At 57.6% G+C, this 19,628-nt stretch carries 20 protein-coding genes; 9 read left to right on the forward strand and 11 right to left on the reverse strand.

All coding sequences use genetic code 11. The annotated features are described in order from the left end of the window. Nucleotides 1-129: 129 nt before the first annotated feature. Together PKC29_06720 and PKC29_06725 are read left to right on the forward strand one after the other, a co-directional pair. The gene (locus PKC29_06720; protein HML95106.1) at nucleotides 130-1,953 is read left to right on the forward strand and encodes a carbon starvation protein A; all 1,824 of its coding nucleotides are present in this window, start codon (nucleotides 130-132) and stop codon (nucleotides 1,951-1,953) included. After that, complete coding sequence (locus PKC29_06725) at nucleotides 1,946-2,344, forward strand: hypothetical protein (GenBank protein ID HML95107.1); 399 nt, start codon at nucleotides 1,946-1,948, stop codon at nucleotides 2,342-2,344. Before PKC29_06720 ends, PKC29_06725 begins: the two co-directional genes overlap by 8 nt. 10 nt (nucleotides 2,345-2,354) lie before the next feature. On the opposite strand, the gene secF is transcribed toward PKC29_06725, so the two are convergent. From secF to PKC29_06755, 6 genes are read right to left on the reverse strand one after another with little or no spacing between them, the layout of a single operon-like run. Next, the gene (gene secF / locus PKC29_06730) at nucleotides 2,355-3,272 is read right to left on the reverse strand and encodes a protein translocase subunit SecF (protein HML95108.1); all 918 of its coding nucleotides are present in this window, start codon (nucleotides 3,270-3,272) and stop codon (nucleotides 2,355-2,357) included. A 25-nt stretch (nucleotides 3,273-3,297) separates the two neighbouring features. After that, nucleotides 3,298-4,896: a protein translocase subunit SecD gene (secD, locus tag PKC29_06735; GenBank protein HML95109.1), complete on the reverse strand. Its 1,599-nt coding sequence runs from the start codon at nucleotides 4,894-4,896 to the stop codon at nucleotides 3,298-3,300. Next, nucleotides 4,893-5,276: a preprotein translocase subunit YajC gene (gene yajC / locus PKC29_06740; protein HML95110.1), complete on the reverse strand. Its 384-nt coding sequence runs from the start codon at nucleotides 5,274-5,276 to the stop codon at nucleotides 4,893-4,895. Before yajC ends, secD begins: the two co-directional genes overlap by 4 nt. A gap of 1 nt (nucleotide 5,277) precedes the next feature. Next, a complete protein-coding gene (gene tgt, locus PKC29_06745) occupies nucleotides 5,278-6,384 on the reverse strand; it encodes a tRNA guanosine(34) transglycosylase Tgt (GenBank protein ID HML95111.1) in 1,107 nt (368 codons plus the stop codon). Between the two features lie 46 nt (nucleotides 6,385-6,430). Beyond that, on the reverse strand, nucleotides 6,431-7,231 hold the full coding sequence (gene dapB / locus PKC29_06750) for a 4-hydroxy-tetrahydrodipicolinate reductase (protein ID HML95112.1): 801 nt from the start codon (nucleotides 7,229-7,231) through the stop codon (nucleotides 6,431-6,433). After that, the gene (locus PKC29_06755; protein ID HML95113.1) at nucleotides 7,231-7,773 is read right to left on the reverse strand and encodes a hypothetical protein; all 543 of its coding nucleotides are present in this window, start codon (nucleotides 7,771-7,773) and stop codon (nucleotides 7,231-7,233) included. The genes dapB and PKC29_06755 overlap by 1 nt, the downstream gene beginning before the upstream one ends. Nucleotides 7,774-7,991: 218 nt before the next feature. Between PKC29_06755 and PKC29_06760 the strand changes: the two genes are divergently transcribed. From PKC29_06760 to sucD, 3 genes are all read left to right on the forward strand, one after another. Beyond that, nucleotides 7,992-8,528: a DUF4416 family protein gene (locus tag PKC29_06760; GenBank protein ID HML95114.1), complete on the forward strand. Its 537-nt coding sequence runs from the start codon at nucleotides 7,992-7,994 to the stop codon at nucleotides 8,526-8,528. After that, nucleotides 8,525-9,394 carry a YicC family protein gene (locus PKC29_06765; protein ID HML95115.1) on the forward strand — a complete coding sequence of 290 codons (870 nt, stop codon included), beginning with the start codon at nucleotides 8,525-8,527 and terminating at the stop codon, nucleotides 9,392-9,394. Before PKC29_06760 ends, PKC29_06765 begins: the two co-directional genes overlap by 4 nt. 131 nt (nucleotides 9,395-9,525) lie before the next feature. Continuing rightward, nucleotides 9,526-10,395 (forward strand): succinate--CoA ligase subunit alpha, encoded by an 870-nt coding sequence (gene sucD, locus PKC29_06770; GenBank protein ID HML95116.1) that lies wholly within the window; start codon nucleotides 9,526-9,528, stop codon nucleotides 10,393-10,395. Here sucD and PKC29_06775 read toward each other — a convergent pair. Continuing rightward, nucleotides 10,385-11,347, reverse strand: a complete 963-nt coding sequence (locus PKC29_06775) for an NAD-dependent epimerase/dehydratase family protein (GenBank protein HML95117.1) — start codon at nucleotides 11,345-11,347, stop codon at nucleotides 10,385-10,387. The genes sucD and PKC29_06775 overlap by 11 nt on opposite strands. Before the next feature lie 88 nt (nucleotides 11,348-11,435). On the opposite strand from PKC29_06775, the gene PKC29_06780 reads away from it, so the two are divergent. The 4 genes from PKC29_06780 to PKC29_06795 all read left to right on the forward strand — a co-directional run bounded on the left by PKC29_06780 (nucleotide 11,436) and on the right by PKC29_06795 (nucleotide 15,841). Then, entirely contained in the window at nucleotides 11,436-11,900 is a 465-nt protein-coding gene (locus PKC29_06780) for a hypothetical protein (protein ID HML95118.1), read from the forward strand. Nucleotides 11,901-11,956: 56 nt separating this feature from the next. Beyond that, on the forward strand, nucleotides 11,957-13,540 hold the full coding sequence (locus PKC29_06785) for a hydantoinase B/oxoprolinase family protein (GenBank protein ID HML95119.1): 1,584 nt from the start codon (nucleotides 11,957-11,959) through the stop codon (nucleotides 13,538-13,540). Next, complete coding sequence (gene amrB / locus PKC29_06790) at nucleotides 13,537-14,760, forward strand: AmmeMemoRadiSam system protein B (GenBank protein HML95120.1); 1,224 nt, start codon at nucleotides 13,537-13,539, stop codon at nucleotides 14,758-14,760. The genes PKC29_06785 and amrB overlap by 4 nt, the downstream gene beginning before the upstream one ends. A gap of 112 nt (nucleotides 14,761-14,872) precedes the next feature. Beyond that, nucleotides 14,873-15,841, forward strand: coding sequence for a dipeptidase (locus PKC29_06795; protein HML95121.1), 969 nt, complete (start codon nucleotides 14,873-14,875; stop codon nucleotides 15,839-15,841). Here the strand turns inward: PKC29_06795 and PKC29_06800 are convergent. From PKC29_06800 to PKC29_06815, 4 genes are all read right to left on the reverse strand, one after another. Further along, nucleotides 15,830-16,147: a TM2 domain-containing protein gene (locus PKC29_06800; protein ID HML95122.1), complete on the reverse strand. Its 318-nt coding sequence runs from the start codon at nucleotides 16,145-16,147 to the stop codon at nucleotides 15,830-15,832. The two genes, PKC29_06795 and PKC29_06800, sit on opposite strands and share 12 nt — an antisense overlap. A gap of 210 nt (nucleotides 16,148-16,357) precedes the next feature. After that, entirely contained in the window at nucleotides 16,358-17,389 is a 1,032-nt protein-coding gene (locus tag PKC29_06805; protein HML95123.1) for an isocitrate/isopropylmalate family dehydrogenase, read from the reverse strand. Between the two features lie 129 nt (nucleotides 17,390-17,518). After that, nucleotides 17,519-18,775 (reverse strand): hypothetical protein, encoded by a 1,257-nt coding sequence (locus PKC29_06810; GenBank protein ID HML95124.1) that lies wholly within the window; start codon nucleotides 18,773-18,775, stop codon nucleotides 17,519-17,521. A 202-nt stretch (nucleotides 18,776-18,977) separates the two neighbouring features. Then, nucleotides 18,978-19,625, reverse strand: coding sequence for a DUF1318 domain-containing protein (locus tag PKC29_06815; protein HML95125.1), 648 nt, complete (start codon nucleotides 19,623-19,625; stop codon nucleotides 18,978-18,980). Nucleotides 19,626-19,628 lie beyond the last annotated feature (3 nt).

Consider the following 19,628-nt stretch of genomic DNA (forward strand, 5'->3'; position numbering starts at 1 on the left):
TTCAGAGTCGGAAGCGGCAGAAACCGGATATGATTCCCGGAAAGAAAGTGCTAAAATTATGGCACTCCGGTTTCACCCCCGTGAAGCCCCAGAAGTAAAGAAGAGGAGAGCTAACCAGAAATAATGACAATACACGCCATGCCCCTCGTCGTGGGCGCGCTCTGCGTGATGGTTATTTTTTACCGTTACTATCACGGCTTCATAGCGGCCAAGGTCGCGGCACTCGACGATTCGAGAAAGACGCCCGCTTATACGATGTACGACGGGCAGAATTACTACCCGACGAACAAGTGGGTTCTGTTCGGGCACCATTTCGCCGCCATTACCGGGGCGGGGCCTCTCATCGGCCCCGTGCTGGCGGCGCAGTTCGGCGTCCTGCCCGGGTATTTGTGGATACTCGTAGGGGTCGTCCTGGCGGGCGCTGTTCACGATTTCATAATATTCGTGGCCTCTGTGAGGCACGGGGGCAAATCCCTGGCCGAGATAGCGAAGTCCGAGATAAGCACGGTTACGGGTTTTGTCGCCTCCATAGCCGTTCTTTTCATCCTGGTCGTCGCGCTTGCGGGGCTCGGGCTTGCGGTCGTGAACGCCCTCGCCGAAAGCTCGTGGGGTGTTTTCACCATAGGCAGCACGGTGCCCATAGCGTTCTTCATGGGCCTTTACATGTACAGGCTCCGGAAGGGCCGTATAGTGGAGGCGACGTTTATAGGAGTGGTGCTGCTAATCCTTGCCGTATTCTTCGGCAAAGACGTCGCAAATTCCTCCTTCGCCCATTATTTTACGCTCTCCAAAACGAACATCACGCTCATCATACTCGGATACGGGTTCATAGCCTCGATACTGCCCGTGTGGCTCCTTCTGTGTCCGAGGGACTATCTGAGCTCGTTTATGAAGATAGGCACCATAGCCTTTCTGGCGATAGGCATCATCATCGTAAACCCCGAGCTCAAGATGCCGATAGTGACCGATTACATCAAGGGCGGCGGGCCGATAATCCCCGGGGCGATGTTCCCCTTCGTTTTCATAACGATAGCCTGCGGCGCGATTTCGGGATTCCACGCGCTCGTGGCGTCGGGGACCTCGCCGAAGATGGTGTCCAGGGAGTCGGATATAAAGTCGATAGGGTTTATCGCGATGCTCATAGAAGGGTTCATAGCCATACTGGCGCTCATAGCGGCCACGGCGCTTTTCCCCGGCGACTACTTCGCGATTAACGTGCCGGACCCGATATTCCAGACGCTCGGGCACCCGATCGTAAACCTGGAGCACCTGTCTCACCAGGTCGGCGAGAATCTCGCGGGCAGAACCGGCGGCGCAGTGTCGCTGGCGGTGGGTATGGCGCAGGTATTCACCGCCCTTCCCGGGATGGGGCACCTCATGGATTACTGGTACCACTTCGCCATAATGTTCGAGGCGTTATTCATATTGACGACCATAGACACGGGGACGAGGGTCGCGCGCTTCATGATCCAGGAATTCGGCGGGAGGTTCTATAAACCCTTCGAGAAGGTGGACCATCTCCCCTCTGCGATAATGGCGAGCGCGCTCATTTCCGTGGCGTGGGGGTATTTCGTCCTCACGGGCAGCATAAGCACGATATGGCCCATGTTCGGGACGGCGAACCAGGTGCTGGCAGGCATAGCGCTATGCGTCGGGACGACCTATATCATCAGGCTCGGGAAGGCGAAGTACGCCTGGGTTACGATGGCGCCGATGGCGTTCGTCATGGCCACGACGCTCTCGGCGGCGTGGATGAACATAGTGGACAATTTTCTCCCCATGACGAAGAAGGAGGGAATGGCGCATCAGGGATACGTGAACATCGCGTTTACGGCGGTAATGATGCTGTGCGCGATCATAATAATAATCGACTCCGTTCGGGTATGGATAAAGAAGCTCTACATCGAGAGGGGCCGGACGCCGCTCGGGGACGAAGGGGCCGTACGTGACTAACCATTCGTCCGTGATTATTGTGAGGGAGAACGATTCCGGCGGCGGGTGCATATGCTGCTCGGGAGGGCTCGGGGAGCACGCGAAGAAAGACCCTTCTTACGGACATATAAGGACCGGCGCCGAGGAGTGCGGAAGGCTCCACAGGGAGATCAGGGAGAGGTTCGGAGAGGACGAGGTCGAGATAATTCAGATAGAGCCCAAGGATTACATATGCGTCGTGCCGAAAGTTTTGAAGGAGATATTCACACGCGGCCGTCCGATCATCCCCTCTATCAAAACGCTGATGCTATGGGAGCCGATCCCGGCGGTGATAGTGAACGGCAAGACCGTGAGCTCGGGGCGCGTCCCCGACGTCGAGGAAGTCGTAAAAGAGCTCGGCCGGAATTCATAATTTTACAAAATCACACCGGAAGCCCCTTGTATTTCCTCCACCATATGACTATCGCACTGGCTATGAATATCGTCGAATAGGTACCGGCGATACAGCCGACTATCATCACGAATGCGAAGTCGTGAATAACCGAGCCGCCGAAGAAGAAGAGCGGAATCAGGACGAGGAAAACGGTGACGTTGGTGAGCACCGTTCTCGACAATGTCTGGTTGATGGAAAGATTGACGATGTCCGTGAAGCTGCCCTCCGCACCCTTCTTGAGATTCTCCCTTATCCTGTCGAATATGATTATGGTGTCGTTGACGGAATAACCGATGATGGTCAGGAGCGCCGCGACTATGGTGAGTGTAAAATCCTTGTCCATGAGGGACAAGGCCCCCAAGGCTATGAGAGCGTCGTGGAAAAGCGCCAGGACAGCGCCGAGCGCGAAGGCGAACTCGAACCTCAGCATGACGTAAATAAGGATTCCGACGCACCCCAGGAGAATGGCCAGTATGGCCTTTGTCACGAGCTCGCTGCCGACGTTGGGGCCGATATAATCTACACGTAATATCGAGCCGCCTTCGAATATCGGGTTCGTTTTTACCAGCTCTCCGAGGCTCTTCTGAAAATCCTGAATCTGCTCGAACTTGACGACGTCGGGGGTGAACCTTATGAGGTATTCCCTGTCCCCTTCGATGCCGACGCGCTGAACCAGGTCGGTCGGATAGCCGGCATCCTCGAGCGTATCCCTTATGTCGTCCGGACCGACGTCTTTCGCGAGTTTTATCTGGATTTCGGTGCCGCCCGTAAACTCGACGCCCCATTCCGGTCCTTTGTGATATATGAGAGAGCCTATGGAGATGAGCATGGCCAGCAGCGAAATCAAGGCTGCGGGCTTCATCATCCTAATAAAATTTATTTTCGTATCAGGTTTAATTAAATCCAAGTCCTTTCACCCTCCTGGGTTCTCTTCAAATGCTCAGCTTTATGGATTTTTTGTTCTGGTAAATGTATTCCGTTATAATCCTGGCGACTATTACGTTGCTGAATACCGTTGAAACGATACCGATGGAAAGTGTCGCCGCAAAGCCTTTTATCGGCCCCGTGCCGAACCAGAACAATATAATCGCGGTAATAAGCGTGGTAATGTTGGCGTCGAGAATGGTCCAGAGGGATCTCTCGTATCCGGCGTCTATAGCGGCGATGGGCGATTTGCCCGCCCGGAGCTCCTCCTTCATCCTTTCGAGAATGATGATGTTCCCGTCGACGGCCATACCCATCGTCAGGACGAGGCCCGCTATGCCGGGCAGGGTGAGCGTAACCCCGAACGCCGAGAAGAATCCCATTATAAAGAGCATGTTGAGCGCGAGGGCTATATCGGCCACCACGCCCTGGAGCTTATAAACAACGACCATGAAGATCAAAACGAGAATGCCGCCGATGAGCATGGAATTCATGCCGCTATCGATCGAGTCCTTTCCGAGAGACGGCCCGACAGTCCTTTCCTGCTCGATGGTTACGGGCACGGGAAGGGCGCCCGAGCGAAGGACGAGCGCGAGGTCGTTCGCCTCGTCGGTCGTGAAGTTCCCCGTAATCCTGCCCTGCGTCGATATCCTGTCCTGAATCGTCGGGGCGGATTTGATGGTGCCGTCGAGGACGATCGCCAGCCGCTGCCCGATGCTGCTTTCCGTGAGCTCGCCGAACTTGCTGGCGCCGGCTCCCTTGAAGCTGAAGCTGACGGCCGGCCGGCCGAACTCGTCGAATATAATCCTTGCGTCGGACAGTGATTCCCCCGTCACGGGCGATTCCAGAGATGTTATAAAGTATTTCTCGTTCTCGATGCCGGTATTCCCCGGTACAAGCATGAGATTCTGCGCCGCGAGCTCTTCGGGCTTGGACACGCCGTACTTGGCGAGCAGGGTATCCTCGGACGGTCCGACGTCCTTAACTATCTTGAATTCGAGGACCGCCGAGCGCTTTATGATGTCTATGACCCTTTGCCTGTCCCTGTCGGACGCGCCGGGGACCTGTATAAGCACCCTGTCGGCGCCGGCTTTTTGAATGGAAGGCTCTACGAGGCCGAGCTCCTGTATCCTGTTCTCCATGACCTGGCGGACCTGGTCTATGGCCTTTACCTCGGCGTCACGGACGTACGCCCCCTTGAGAGCAAACGAAAGCGAGAGGCCGTCGGCGAATATGTCCGCCCTGTCCGAGAAATTCTCGTCGGCCAGGCCACGTGCCTTGTCGAGGTCGGCCTGTGAATAAAACTCCAGCGTGAGCGTGCTGCCTTTGACGTCCGAGCTCTTTACCAGAACCTGGTCGTTCTTGAGCTCGAGGTTCATAAAGTCCCGTATGTTCGAAAGTTCGTGCGTTATTGCGGCTTCGGTGTCCACGCCCACGAGGAGGAAGATGCCGCCCCGGAGGTCGAGCCCGAGATTGATGCCCCTGTCGGGGAAGATCCTGCCCCACCATTTCGGAATGGAATCGCCCGCCACGCTCGGAAGGAGAAGAAGCAGGGATAAAACCGTAACGACCAGTATAGTGATAATCCAGCCCTTGGAAGCTCTCATTTGCCCGACTTATCCTCCTTCAGTTCGGAGCCTTCGGCCTGAAGACCGGCGATACCCGAACGGGATACGCGGATGTTCACGCCCTTGGCTATCTCGATTGTCATCACGTCGTCCGCTACGCTGACGATTTTGCCGTAAATACCGCCCGACGTGATTACGTTGTCGCCGCGCTTTAAGCTCTTGAGCATGTCGGCCCTTTTGCGGCCCTGCTTCTGCTGCGGCCTGAGAATAAGGAAATAGAACAGCACGAAAATGAGTATCAGGGGCAGAAAGCTGGTAAATGCACCGGCGCCGCCCCCTCCGCCTTCACCGGCCGGCATCTGGCATCCGCCCATGGACATCAGCGACAGCGTAATTATTGCGATATATTTCTTTTGCAATTTATTCACCTCCGAGGGATTTTACCCGACTTGCGAAAACAGGGAAATCGTCCTGGGCTATGCTTTCTCTGGCTTCTTTCATCAGTTGTCCGTAGTAATTGAGATTATGAATAGTCAGGAGCCGTAACACGAGGGTTTCCCTCGCCATGTAAAGGTGCCTCAGATACGCCCTCGAGAAATTCCTGCACGTATAACATCCGCAGCGTTCGTCGACAGGCCCCCCGTCCTCCGCATATCGGGCATTTTTTATAACCAGTTTTCCGTGACTTGTAAAGAGAGTGCCGTTTCTGGCGTTGCGCGTCGGGATTACGCAATCGAAGAGATCGACGCCCATGGAAACCGCGGTGACGATGTCCTCGGGCCTCCCTATTCCCATCAGATAACGGGGGCTTTCCGCGGGCAGGTGGGGTAGCGTCGATTCCGTGATTTCGTACGTCGCCGCCGGGTCTTCTCCTATGCCGAGCCCGCCGAGCGCGTAGCCGTCGAAGCCTATGTCGGCGAGTCCTTCCGCCGAAAGACGCCTCATTTCGGGAAAAATCCCGCCCTGAACTATGCCGAAGAGGGCCGATTCGGGGCTTTTCCTGGCGCTGCGGCAGAGCCCGGCCCAGCGCGTCGTGAGCTCGACGGACTTTTTCATATATTTTTCGGTCGAGGGGTAAGGCGGGCATTCGTCGAGGCACATCATGATATCGACGCCCAGCGATTCCTGTATTTCGACGCATTTCTCGGGCGTAAGGAGATGGCGGCTCCCGTCGAGATGAGACTGAAAAACTATTCCCTCTTCCTTTATCTTCCGGGTTTTCGAGAGGCTCAAGGCCTGAAACCCGCCGCTGTCCGTCGTTATGGGGTGATTCCAGGACATGAATTCGTGGAGCCCGCCGAGCTTTTTTACGACCTCGTGCCCGGGGCGGAGATACATGTGGTAGGCGTTTACGATGAGCATCTCGAAGCCGAGCGCCTCGACCTCATCCGGCGTGAGGCTCTTTACCGTCGCCTGCGTCGCGACAGGCATGAAGGCGGGCGTGTCCACCGTACCGTGAATGGTATGGATGCGTCCCAGCCTTGCGCCGGAGCCGGATTCCTTTTTGAGTATCTCGAAGCTGAACATGTATGCGGGCAGGATCAAGGCCGGCCGGGCGAAACCCGGGCGCGCCCTATAACCCCAGGACGTCCTTCATGGTATAGGGACCGGGCGGTTTTCCGAAGACCCACTTTACGGCCCTCACGACGCCCTTGGCGAAGTTGTCCCTGTTCTGCGCGCGGTGTACGAGCTCTATCCTTTCGCCGTCGCCGAGGAACATGACCGTATGCTCGCCCGCGACGTCGCCGCCGCGTATGGATTGGATGCCGATTTCGCCGGGCCTCCGCTCGCCTATTCTGCCGAACCTCTCGTACCTTGCCGACTGGTCGAAATCCCTGCCGAGCCCTTCGGCCGCCGCCCGCCCGAGCATTATCGCCGTGCCGCTCGGGGAATCGAGCTTGTGCTTGTGATGGGCCTCGACGATTTCGACGTCGTATTCGTCGCCGAGGGCCCTCGCGAGGAGCTTCGTGACTTCGAAGACGACGTTTACGCCGACGCTCATGTTGGGCGCAATGACGCAGGGGAACTTCCGGGAAAGCTTCTCGAGCTCTTCCTGCTCGTCCGGCGTAAACCCTGTCGTCCCTATGACCATTGCCTTGCCTTTCGAGGCCGCGTATCCGGCGTTTTCGAGCGTCGGCTTCGGAGCGGTGAAGTCGACGATGACGTCGGCCCCGGACGACGATTCGTCCATGTCGGCCGTAATCTTCACGCCGAGCTTTCCTATGCCCGCCGTGAGGCCGGCGTCCTTACCGAGCGCGGAGTGGCCCCTTATCTCGCGGGCTCCAACTATCTTTATGGATTCGTCCCGGCTTAAAAAATAAAGAATTCTCCGCCCCATTCTTCCCGCTGCGCCCATTACGGAAACTTTTAACATCAGCTGGCCGGCTGCTCCTCTTGTGTTGGTGCTTGCTGCCGCGGCGACTGCTGCTGTACAGGCGCCTGTTGCGACGGCTCACTCTGCGGCATTTCGAGGCAGTTCTTTATGCAGTTCCCGGAGGTGATCTTCCACTCCTGCTCGAAGAGGCCGAGGTCGTACTGGCTGTTCTGCGTGAGCTCGACCACCTGTCCCGTCGTCGGCGATTTTATCTTCTGGTTGAGCTCGACGACCACGATCGACGTCCTGTCGAATATCTGCGTCCCGAGTATGCGGAAGCCGAGTATGGTGAGCTGGTTATCCTTTACGGTATTCCGCATTTGTATGACATAGCCCTCTTTATCCGAGTATGGCGCGTATACGTACTGGAACGCCTTGTCGAACTTCTCGTCCTTGACGGCCTTCAGGAATTCCTCGACCACCTTCGTCGGGGAAGGCTCTATGGCCTTTCTCTCGGGGATTATGGGCTCGGCCTTCCCTCCGCACGAGAGGAGCGCCATGAATACTACCAGAATTGCGATGTGATTCCTGTAGCTCTGCATATACCGCTCTTTTTACCGCGTAATTCCGTCAATTAGAATAAGTAGTAGCGGCGGATATATCAAGAAATATTTGGTTAAGGAAATACGTACGGCGGCGGAACCGGACGTTTTATAAAGAAGGGACGCGGATGTATAATCCATGGGAATGCCGCAAAGGGACGCAGGAGCCGGGAGCATCCCGGGCCCGGTGCGGCGGCTTCCCGAGAGACAGGCCGCAGATGAGCAGTCTTAAACAGCCAAAGCCCGTGAGGCTCATAATGGGGATAATATTCGCCCCCGCCGCGAAAATAGCGGAGTGCATGGACGAGCTTGCACGCAAGTTCGGCGAGGAGGCGTACAGGAGCGCTCCCCGGCCTTTTGACGGCACGCATTACTATGAAGAAGAGATGGGAACGGGGCTTTTACGTATATTTACCGCATACGAGAGGCTCATTCCCCGCGAGACCATAAGGGACGTGAAGATATTTACAAACGAGGTGGAAAAGGTATTTTCATACGACGGCGGACGGACGATAAACATCGATCCCGGGTATATGGCAGAGGAGCATTTGATACTGGCGACGGGGAAAGGGTTTTCCCACCGCCCGTATCTCGGCGGCGGCGTTTACGCCGATTTGACGCTCATGTACGTTAAAGACGAATGGAAACCGCTCGACTGGACCTACCCTGATTACAGGAAGCCCGAGACGATGGAGCTTTTCAGGAAGCTGAGAAACGAATATTCGAAACAGCTCAAAGAGGAATACAAGCGATGAAGAGCATGACGGGGTTTGGAAAGAGCTCGGCTGTTACAGGGTACGGGAAGGTGGCGGTCGAGGCCCGCTCGGAGAATCACAGGTACCTGGACGTCAAGCTCCAGCTCCCCGATGCGCTGGCCGCGATAGAGCCCGAGCTTTCCGAAACCGTAAGGAAGCTCCTCCACAGGGGGAAGGTCAGGATAACCGTCTCGCTCGAAGGAGTGCAGAACGGTGCGCCGTCACTCAACATAGAGCTCGCGAAGCAGTTTGGAAAGAACCTCGAAAAGCTGAGAAAGGAGCTCGGCATCAAAGAGGATCTCCGCCTCGACCATTTCCTGGCCCTCCGTGAGATATTCTCCCCGCAGCAGAGGGCGAAGCCCGACGCGAAAGACGTAAAGGCCATCGAGGGGGCGCTCGCGGGCGCCATAGAGAAGCTCGACGCGGCGAGGATATCCGAGGGGAAGAAGCTCGAGAAGGACCTCATCCGGAGAATCGGCAAGATAGAGCGCCTCACGCGGTCGATAGAAAAGAAGCGGAGGGGGTTCATGGAATCGGCTTCGGCAAAGCTCAAGGAGAGGATATCGAAGGCGCTCGAAGACGTGCAGATAGACGAGGCCAAGCTCTACCAGGAAGCCGCGTTCCTTACGGAAAGGAGCGATATAACCGAGGAGCTCGTCAGGCTGAACGCCCACACGGCGAAGTTCAGGCAGACTATAAAGGACGGTGGATCCGTAGGCAGGGAGCTCGATTTTCTGCTGCAGGAGATGAACAGGGAGGCCGGCACGATTTCGGCCAAGGCCAAGGACGCCGAGGTTTCCCACATCACCATAGACCTCCGCTCGGAGCTCGAAAAGATAAGGGAGCAGATACAGAACATAGAATAGTAACGGTACAAGGGCCGTTTTCGGCCCCGGGGCAGCGGGTTGAAAGGGTTTTTTCGCTATGTTATGATTCCAATCCGCTGAATTCAGTACAAATCTACATATAAACGGTTATTCCCGAGGAGTGAATAAACATGAGTATCCTGGTCAACCAGAACAGTAAGGTCATCGTACAGGGCATTACGGGGAGCGCGGGCCTCTTTCACGCAACGCAGTGCAGGGACTACGGGACGAACGTGGTCGGCGGCGTTACGCCCGGCAAGGGGGGCACGGAGGTAGAGGGTTTCCCTGTATTCGACACTGTTTCTGACGCCGTCGAGAAAACGGGGGCGGATACGTCCCTCATTTTCGTTCCCGCCGCTTTCGCCATGGACTCGATGGTCGAGGCGATAGACGCCGGAGTCGAGCTCGTCATATGCATCACCGAAGGCGTCCCGACCCAGGACATGATAAAGGTCAAGAAATACCTCGCCGGCAAGAAGTCGAGGCTCATCGGCCCGAACTGCCCCGGGGTAATGACGCCGGGCGAGGCCAAGGTCGGCATCATGCCGGGATACATTCACATGCCGGGACGGGTCGGGATCATATCCCGGAGCGGCACGTTGACGTACGAAGCCGTCTGGCAGCTATCGAACCTCAAGATCGGCCAGTCGACGTGCGTAGGCATCGGCGGCGACCCGATAATCGGTTCCACCTTCATAGACATTCTCGGACTCTTCCAGGAAGATAAGGACACGGACGCCATAATAATGATTGGCGAGATCGGCGGCAGCGCCGAGGAAGAAGCGGCGGAGTTCATCAAGAGCAGCGTCACGAAGCCGGTAGTCGCCTTCATCGCCGGCGGCACGGCCCCCAAGGGCAAGAGGATGGGCCACGCCGGAGCTATCATCTCAGGGAGCTCCGGAAGCGCGAAGGACAAGGTAGCCGCGCTCGAAAGGGCGGGCGTCACTGTGAGCCCGAGCCCGGCCGAGATGGGCGAGACCCTGAAAAGCGCTATAGGTTAAGCCCGAGGTAGAGGTCGATATTCTCGCGGAGCCAGTTGTAGTGCTCCGTAAGCCCTTCCCTTATACCGAAGACAGGGGAGTAGTTAAAATCCCTTTCGGCCCTGGATACGTCGGCGGAGGTATGCCGCGCGTCGCCCCTTTCGGAATCCCTGTAATCGATTTTTATCTCCGCGCCCGAGATCTCTTCGATGAGGCGTATCGCGTCGATAAGCCTTATGCGCGTCCCGCCGCCTATGTTATAGCTCTCTCCGTTTACGCCCCCCGAGAATGCCCGGAGGTTCGCCTCGACCGCGTCCGAGACGAAAGTGAAGTCGCGCGTCTGCTCGCCGGTGCCGAAGACCGTTATCGAGCCGCCCGTAATTGCCGCCCTTATGAACCTGTGAAAGGCCATGTCGGGGCGCTGGCGCGGGCCGTAGACAGTGAAATACCTGAGGGAGACCACGGGAACGCCGTAGCCCTTGTAGTAGAGGGTCGCGAGGTTCTCGCCGGCGAGCTTCGTAACGCCGTAGGGCGAGACGGGCCTTAGCTGGACATCCTCCCTCGTCGGGAAGGCCTCGGCGTCGCCGTAGACGGACGAGGACGAGGCGTAGACGAACTTTTTGAGGTTCTTGTCCTTGGCGGCTTCGAGAAGGAGCTGCGTGCAGGAGATGTTGTTCCTCACGTACTCGCCGAACCTCCCGCCCCAGCTCGTCCTCACGCCGGCGATGGCGGCCTGGTGGTATACGCCTTCGACCCCGGTCAGGAGCCCATCGAGGTCGAGGCCCGAGAGGTCGCCCTCTATGAATTCGAACCCCGGCTTTCCGAGGAGGGCCTTCATGTTATTCTCTTTTATCTCGCGCGGATAAAAATCGAGAAACGAATCCACGCCGACGACGCTGTGGCCGTCGGCCACGAGCCTCTCGGCAAGATGCGAGCCAATAAATCCCGAAACCCCTGTCACAAGTATGCGCATGCAGTAAAGCGGCCTCCCGGCGGTTGCTTATTCCCCGCGTCTGCCGCCGATTGACAAAAATCCTGCGGGGAAATAGATTTGTATACAAATGAAAACCGGAATAATAATACCCCTCATTTTACTCGCGGTCACTGCGGCCCCGGTGATATCCTCGGCCATACCCCGGCCGTGCTCGGAGGGGGAGCTCCTCGAAAGCTCGGACTACGCCGTCCGGGGGACCGTGACGAAGGTCGAGTGCGGGGAGGCGCATGACTCCGGGGAGTGCAGGCCGCGCGGCGGCGAGGCCGGCTTTAAGCCGGAGATGGTGGCGAAGTGCACGGCAATGGTCTCGGTTACGAAGAGCATAAAGGGGAATTACGCACCCGGGAGCGAGGCCCCCGTGCCGTTTTTGAAGGTCGTCTCGAAGTGCGAGAACGGGAGCCACATAATACCCGGGAGCCCCAAGGCGGACCTTTCCGTAAATATGCCGGTGGTGTATTACAACTCGGACGCGTGCAGATATTCCAACCTCGAAATCCTCCCGTCCCCTACCCCCGGCCCGGACAGCGAATAGTCCTTTTTTCCGAAAAGCCGGTTATAATCCCGGAAGCGCCGTACCGGGTCATTCACATGCCGTTAAGCTCCTTCGAACTCGAAATATTCAGAAACGTACTGAGCTCGATAGCCGAGGAAATGGGCGTCGTTCTCATCCGTGCAGCCTTCTCGCCGAACATAAAGGAGAGAAGGGACCTCTCTTGCGCGATATTCAAGACGGACGGTGAAATGATAGCGCAGGCCGCGCACATCCCCGTACATCTCGGGTCGATGAGCTTCGCCGTAAGGGCCGTAATGGACGACCCCTATACGGCGCCCGGCGACGTATTCATACTGAACGACCCGTACAAGGGCGGGACGCACCTGCCCGACGTCACGTGCATAGCGCCCGTGTTCATCGATGGGAAGCTGGAATTCTACGTGGCTGCGCGCGCCCACCACGCCGACATCGGCGGCCTCACGCCGGGCTCGATGCCGCTTTCTACGTCCATAGAAGAGGAAGGGCTTTTGATCCCGCCTTCGCGGCTCTACAGGAAAGGGAGGCTTAACAGGAAGCTGTTCGGCGAAATCCTTTCGGCGACGAGGGACCCCGAGGAAAGGGAGGGCGACCTCCGGGCGCAGCTCGGCTCGCTCGAGGTCGGGGTGAAGAGGCTCGGGCACGCGGCAGAGAAATACACTCTGCGGAAGATAAAAGAGGCCGGCGACGAGCTTCTTGCGTACAGCGAGAAGATGATGAGAGAGGTCATAAGGAAGATCCCGGACGGAACTTATAAATTCAGGGACTTTCTCGACGACGACGGGGCCGGAACCGGGAACATACCGATAGAGGTTGCCGTAACCATAAAGGGCGGCGCGGCCGTCGTCGACTTTTCGGGAACGTCGAAGATGGTGAAGGGGTGCCTCAATACCCCCCTCAGCGTTACGACGGCGGCGACGGTGTACGTGTTCCAGTGCATGGCCCCGGCGGAGATGCCGCTCAATTCGGGCCCGCTGCGCGCGATAAGAATCGCCGCCGAAAAGGGGACGATACTCCACGCGCAGTACCCTGCCGCCGTCGTGGGCGGGAACACCGAGACGTCGCAGCGCGTCGTGGACGTCGTGTTCGGGGCGCTCTCGAAAGCCGCGCCCGAAAGGATACCGGCGGCGAGCGCCGGCACTATGAGCAACACGACGTTCGGCGGGGTGAATCCCGCGACCGGGAAGAAGTTCGCCTACTACGAGACCATCGCCGGCGGAATGGGCGGGAGGCTCGGGAAGGACGGCGTGAGCGCGGTGCAGACCCACATGACGAATACGCTCAATACCCCTATCGAGGCCCTCGAAAGGGAGCTCCCCGTGATGATAGATTCCTACAGCGTCAGGCGCGGGAGCGGAGGCGCCGGGCGGTACCGGGGCGGGGACGGGATAGTGAGGAAGTTCAGGTTCCTCACCGACGCCGTCCTGTCCATAATAACCGAGAGAAGAAGGCACTCTCCGTATGGCGTAGAAGGCGGAGAGAGCGGAAAGATGGGGAGGAACACGATCACGAGGCGGGGGAAGCGTAAACAGATAGCCCCGAAGGTTACGCTCGACATAAAGAAGGGGGACGTGCTCGGCATAGAAACCCCGGGGGGCGGAGGCTGGGGCAAATCTGCAAAAAGAGGCGGTGCGCGCAAATGATCGAATATCCGAAGCTTAGATACGTGGAGGCCATACCTTCGCAGGAAAACGGTAAGAAGGTCGTATACCTGAGGGATCCCCAGAACCCGGGCGGCAACGTGCTCGCCGTTTCTCCGGGCACCGTTATCGCCCTCAGCCTTTTCGACGGGGAGAAGAGCATCGGGGACATATGCGGGATTCTCTCGCAGAGGTTCGGGGGCAGCGTCGAGAGGGGAGACATAGAAAATCTCGTTTCGAAGCTCGACGAGGCGTTATTCCTCGACAGCCCGAGGTACAGGGAGCACAGAAGCGGCGTCGAGCGGGAATTCAGGGAATCGGAGGTGAGGGAGGCGGGCTTTTCAGGGCTTTCATACCCGTCTTCTGCGGCCGAGCTCGGAGAATGGTTCGGCAGGTTTCTCAGGGAGACCGGGGGCGCAAGGGAGAACGGTGGAAGAGGAAAGCTCAAGGGGATAATATCCCCCCACATAGACTACAGCCGCGGGGGCGTATCCTATGCACGGGCTTACGAGATTCTTCCCGAGAGCGGGGCGGACGTTTTTATAATCTTCGGGACGTCCCACTACGGACAGGTGGATAACCCGTTCATATTGACGAGAAAGAATTTCAGAACGCCTCTCGGTGAAGCGAAGACGAACGCCGAGATAATCGAAAGGCTCGAGGGCGCATGCGGATGGGACCTCTTCGAAGGCGAGCTCTCGCACAAGACGGAGCACTCGATAGAGTTCCAGGTCGCTTTCCTCCAGTACGTGCTCGGCGGGAAAAGGGATTTCACGATAGTCCCGGTGTTGTGCACTTCGTTTCACAGGATGGTTACGGAAGGCTCCTCGCCCTTGGAAGACGGGCGCGTGTCGAAGTTCCTCGGCGAGATGAAGGAGATCATCTCCGGGCTCGGCGATAGGGCGTTTATAATAGCCGGGGCCGACATGGCGCACGTCGGGCTCAAGTTCGGCGATAACGACAGGGTGAACGACGAGACGCTCGGCGTGATAAGGGAAAGGGACCTGGCGTCGCTCGCGTTCGGCGAGAAGATAGACGCCGAGGGTTTTTACAGGTCTATCGAATCCGAGAAAGACTGGCGGAAGATATGCGGCCTTTCGCCGATATACGCCGCGCTCTCGACGATAGAGACGAAAAGCGGCGTCCTCCTCGATTACGACCAGGCGCTCGAGCCGGACACGGGATCCGTCGTGAGTTACGCCAGCATGGGATTTTATCTCTGAACCCGTGGCCGTATAACATACGGACGAATCGTCAGGCATTATAATCTCAACGACTCGCAGACGCCGGGCGGCGCGGAAAGCCGGCCGCCCGCGGGAATTTACAGGCACCGTAATGCTGAAAGACCTTTTCATACTCGACGCGCACGAAGACATAGCGTTTCATTTGACCTATTTCGGGAGGGATTTCGTAAACCCGGAATCGCCCTGCATGATAACCCTCCCCTGGCTTAAAGAGGGGCAGGTCGGGCTCGTCTTCAACACCATATTCGTTCACCCGAAGCATAAGCCCGAAAAGACCGTCGAGTCCGCGCTGGCCCAGTTCGGCACGTACGACAGGATATACAGGGAGCACGCGGGCGAGGTGTTCCAGGTTAAAACCCCTGGCGACCTCGACGGGATAGAGCAGGGGAGCCGCATAGGGTTCCTCACGCTCATGGAGGGAGCGGACCCCGTCGAGTCACCGGAAAAGCTCCGCGAATTTTACGACAGAGGGGTCAGGATCATCGGGCTTTCCTGGAACGACAAAAACATCTATGCGTCGGGGAACGACACCGAAGAAGGGCTTTCCGAAGAAGGGAAGAGGCTCATCCAAGAGATGAACGGGCTCGGCATAACGCTCGACCTTTCCCACATAAACGAAAAGGGGTTCCGGGAAGCCATCGGGCTCACGAAGCTTATACCCATAGCGTCGCATTCGAACGCGCGGGCCGTGACCGACCACCCGAGGAATCTCAGGGACGAGCAGATAACCGCCATAGCCGAGCGCGGGGGAGTCGTCGGGCTAGTGCTGTATAACCAGTTCTTAAGGACCGGCGGGGGGACGCCGACCCTCGAAGACGTTTTTACGCACGCGGATCATATGGTGAGGCTCGTCGGCGAGGATCACGTGGGAATTGGAAGCGACATGGACGGGGCCCGCATCGTGGATTTTCCGGAGGAGCTCCGAAGAATAGCCGACCTTCCGAAGATAGCCGACTACTTTCTCGAAAAGGGTTATTCCGAAGAGAGAGTGAGGAAGATCATGGGCGGGAATTTCCTCAGGGTGATGAGGGAAAACCTCCGGGGGCAGTCACTGGCCTGATTTAATGGCCGCAAGGATTTCCCGGGCCTTGTTCCTGTTATACCCGTCCGCTCTCCCCATTATAAGAAACCAGTCGATTATCCAGAGTATCCCGAATAGTCCCGCCGTCAGGAGCTTTAATATACCCATGACGAGGTCCCCGACGTAGAACCGGTCGATGCCCAGCGTGCCGAGAAGTATCGACAGGATGAGGGCTATTGTCCTGTCTTTCCTAACAGAATTGTATTGAGTCTGGAACAGGATTTTCTGCTGGTCGTTAAGCCCCTGCTGCATGTTCGCAAGCTCCATAGGGTCCAGGTCAGCCATGCCGATTCTCCTTTTCGAGTAAGGTTTGGAGACCGGGAGCCGGGGATGCGGGGAGGCAGGGCGGCGGCCGGGGAACGAAGCGGTCCTGAATGCCGCGCCGATTCCTGCACCCGAGTCACGGGTCTCACTCGTAATTATAGAGCAATAGAGAGAGATTCACACGGAGAATTCTCAGCGTCGGGATCACCGGCGAATACGCCGGGCCCCGGGCTACTCGCCCGTCTCCATCCTCCTGATGAGCGCGTCTGCGAATTCCGTCGTGCTCAGTTGCCCGCCGAGGTCGCGCGTCTTGTCGCCTTCCTGGAGCGCACGGTCGTAGGCGTGCTTTATCCTCTCGGCGCATTCGAAGAAATCTTCGCGGCCCTCGGTGTCGGCGATGTGATTCAGCATCATGACGCCCGACATCAGTAGCGCGAGCGGGTTCGCGACGTTCTTTCCGGCGATGTCGGGGGCCGAGCCGTGCACAGCTTCGAACACGGCTTCGCTATCGCCGATGTTAGCGCCCGGCACCACTCCGAGCCCGCCCACGAGCCCCGCGCAGAGGTCGCTGATGAGGTCGCCGTAGAGATTTTCGAGGAGAAGGATGTCGAACTGGGGGGGGTCCTGGACGAGCTTCATACATCCGGCGTCGATTATCATCTCCTGGTATTCGATGTCGGGGTATTCGAGGGCCGCTTCCTTGGACTTGCTTATGAAAAGCCCGTCCGTCATCTTCATGATGTTCGCCTTGTGAAAGACCGTAACCTTCCTCCTGTGGCGGTGGCGCGCGTATTCGAACGCCCAGTGGGATATGCACGAGCAGGCCTTTTCGGTGGCGACCTTCATGCTCATGACGACGCCCGGTGTGACTACGTTTTCGACGCCGCTGTAGAGGCCCTCGGTGTTCTCGCGGATTATGACTATATCGACGTTGTTAAAGCGCGTCGTGACTCCGGGGAGGTTCCTTACCGGCCTGACTGCAGCGTAGAGGTCGAGGATTTTCCTGAGCTGGACGTTCACCGACGTAAAGCCCTTCCCTATTGGCGTCGTGCACGGCCCCTTGAGCGCTACCTTGTGCTCTTTTATCGCGTCTATGGTTTCCTCCGGCATGACGTGGAGCCCTTGTTCGAGGGCCGAAAGGCCGGCCAGATGCTCTACCCATTCGATGTCTGCGCCGGATGCCGCTATGACTTTTTCTACCGCTGCGGTAATCTCGGGCCCTATACCGTCGCCCGGAATGATAACGATTCTGCGTGTGCTCATGATGGATATTGAACCCTGATTTTGGGAGGTTATCAATTCCCCGGGCGAAATGCGGGGTTTTTTAGAGCCGCCGGGATGCAGAACGGCGCGGCAGGCCGCCGAGGAAACCGTGCCGCTCATTCCGGGACGTCAGAACCGGCACGTAATCTTAAAGCCGTAGTAGTCGTAATCGTTCGTTACGCCGGCTGCGTACGTGAACGAAAGGTCTATCGCGTTTACATAGGAGTCGGCTATTTTCTTCACCGTCGCCATGCCGAGGCCCATGTCGTAGAAGGAATCGAGATAGAGGTTATTTCCCCAGAAGCGCGTGAAGTTGAAAAAGAACCTGAACGCCGCGGGGTTGCCGAGGACGTTGAAATCGAGCTTCTGGGTGAGGTCGACGCCGTTCCTGAGGACGTAGTTCGTAAGCTCGTAGCTAATGTCGTATCCCTTTATCTTTATGCCGTCTATGGTGGTGGATATGCCGCCGAGTGTTCCGAATCCTATGTGCGTCGAACCCATCTTGTAGTGGAAATAGTTCGTTAGGCTGCCCGATACGAGAACGGCAAGCGCGCCGACGTCGATTGAGCCCACGCCGCCCGCGCGCGCCATGGGCGTAAGGCTCCACCACCGGGTCGGGCGGTACTGAACGCCCGTGCCGAAAGAGGCCATGTAGGACCACGAGCCCTCCGTCCGCGTCAAGGTCACGGGGAGGTCGAAGATGAGGGAGAGCTTCGGAACGCTCTTTAAATTCCACTTGTAATTTATGGGGACGCTCACGACCTGACCGTCGAACGCGCCGGCGTCGAAGAACCCGTATTCCGCCCCGAAGGTGAACTGGTTCCTGATGCCCCCGGCGACGCCCGGGGCCGTGATGAACGGCCCGGTTATTCCGGCGTCGAAGTCGGACATGAACATCCTCGTCTGGAGGCTGTTCGGATTTCCGGCGACCGGGTCTACGGGCGAGTACCTGACAAGGAGCTGAAGAAGCGTCGTGAGCTTGGCGTCGGACGCTGACAGCGATTCGTAGTTGCCCTTGAGCCAGTCCTCGAAGAGCTCCTGGCTCTCGTCCCTCGTCGCCCCGTCGAACTCTATTCTGAATTTTGTTCCCGGCACCCTGAAGATAAGGACAGGGGAATTCTCGGGATACTCGATTATTACGCCGAGTCCCCTTAGATTGACCCTCGCGAACACCGCCGAATCGGGTGTGTAATCCGGGAAAAAACCCTCAAGCGATTTATTGTCGAAGAAATCGACTATCTTGAATATCTTGTTGGTCCCCTGGAAAACGCTGTCGTCCTCGACCTCTATATCGGCTATGAAAAGGTCCCTTGCACCCGCCGGGAGGGCATAAAACCCGTAAAGCGCGAGCAGGAGCCATAGAAAGGCGGCGGTTCTCGTGTGCATAAGTCCATCCTCCGGAAGCCGGGCGAGAACGCCGGAGCCGTTACATAATTACACAGCAAATCGAGCCCGACTTCAAGATGTGAAAACAGCATGGGAAAAGATGGAACGATCGGGACGGGATTTTACCGGCGTATTCTAATGAAAGCGCCGCCGACAAAGAATAAAGGGGCCCGGACCGGGATGTCCGGGCCCGGGATTATATCTACCTTTCGCTTCGCCTTACGCTCGCGAACTGCCTTGCGGCTTCGGGAAGAACCTTCTCTATGTTCTCGGGCGTGGGCTCGATGTTATTGATCTCGACTATGGCTTTCGCCATGCCCCGTATTATGATCTGCCTGTCGGAGTTCTCGGCGTTAAAGGCCTGCGTCTGCTCGGGGCTGAGCGAGCCTTTCTGAACCAGAAGCCCCTGGCTGCCTTCGGCGACGAGCCCCTGGGACAGCATCTGTTTTATCGTGGCGAGCCTCCGGGAGCGCCTCTTGTAGGCGTCGATCACGTCCGGCATGCTTCTTATCTTCTCGGTTATCTGCTGGGCTATATTACCCTGCGCCCAGGCGTACTCGCCGAAATCGAGCGACACCTCTTTCTTGAGCACTATGACCTTACGCTCGGAGAGGACGGGCTTGTCGGGATACTTACCCCTGCTCTGCGGACCGGGCGTCGGCCTGGCCGCGGGAGGCGGCGTAGGCTGCGCGGACGGCTGCTCGAGGAACTCCTCTTCGAGACTCGAATACGCCTCCCTCACCTCTTCGGCGGGGAAGTAGACGTTTACGGTTATGGTCGCGCACGAGGCGGCGTAAAAGGAGGCCGCCAGCAGAAGGAATCTAAGGTGTGAAAGCCTGAGTATTTGCATTAT

Source organism: Thermodesulfobacteriota bacterium (assembly GCA_035325995.1).
Classification (GTDB): Bacteria; Desulfobacterota_D; UBA1144; order Nemesobacterales; family UBA2774; genus JADLGH01.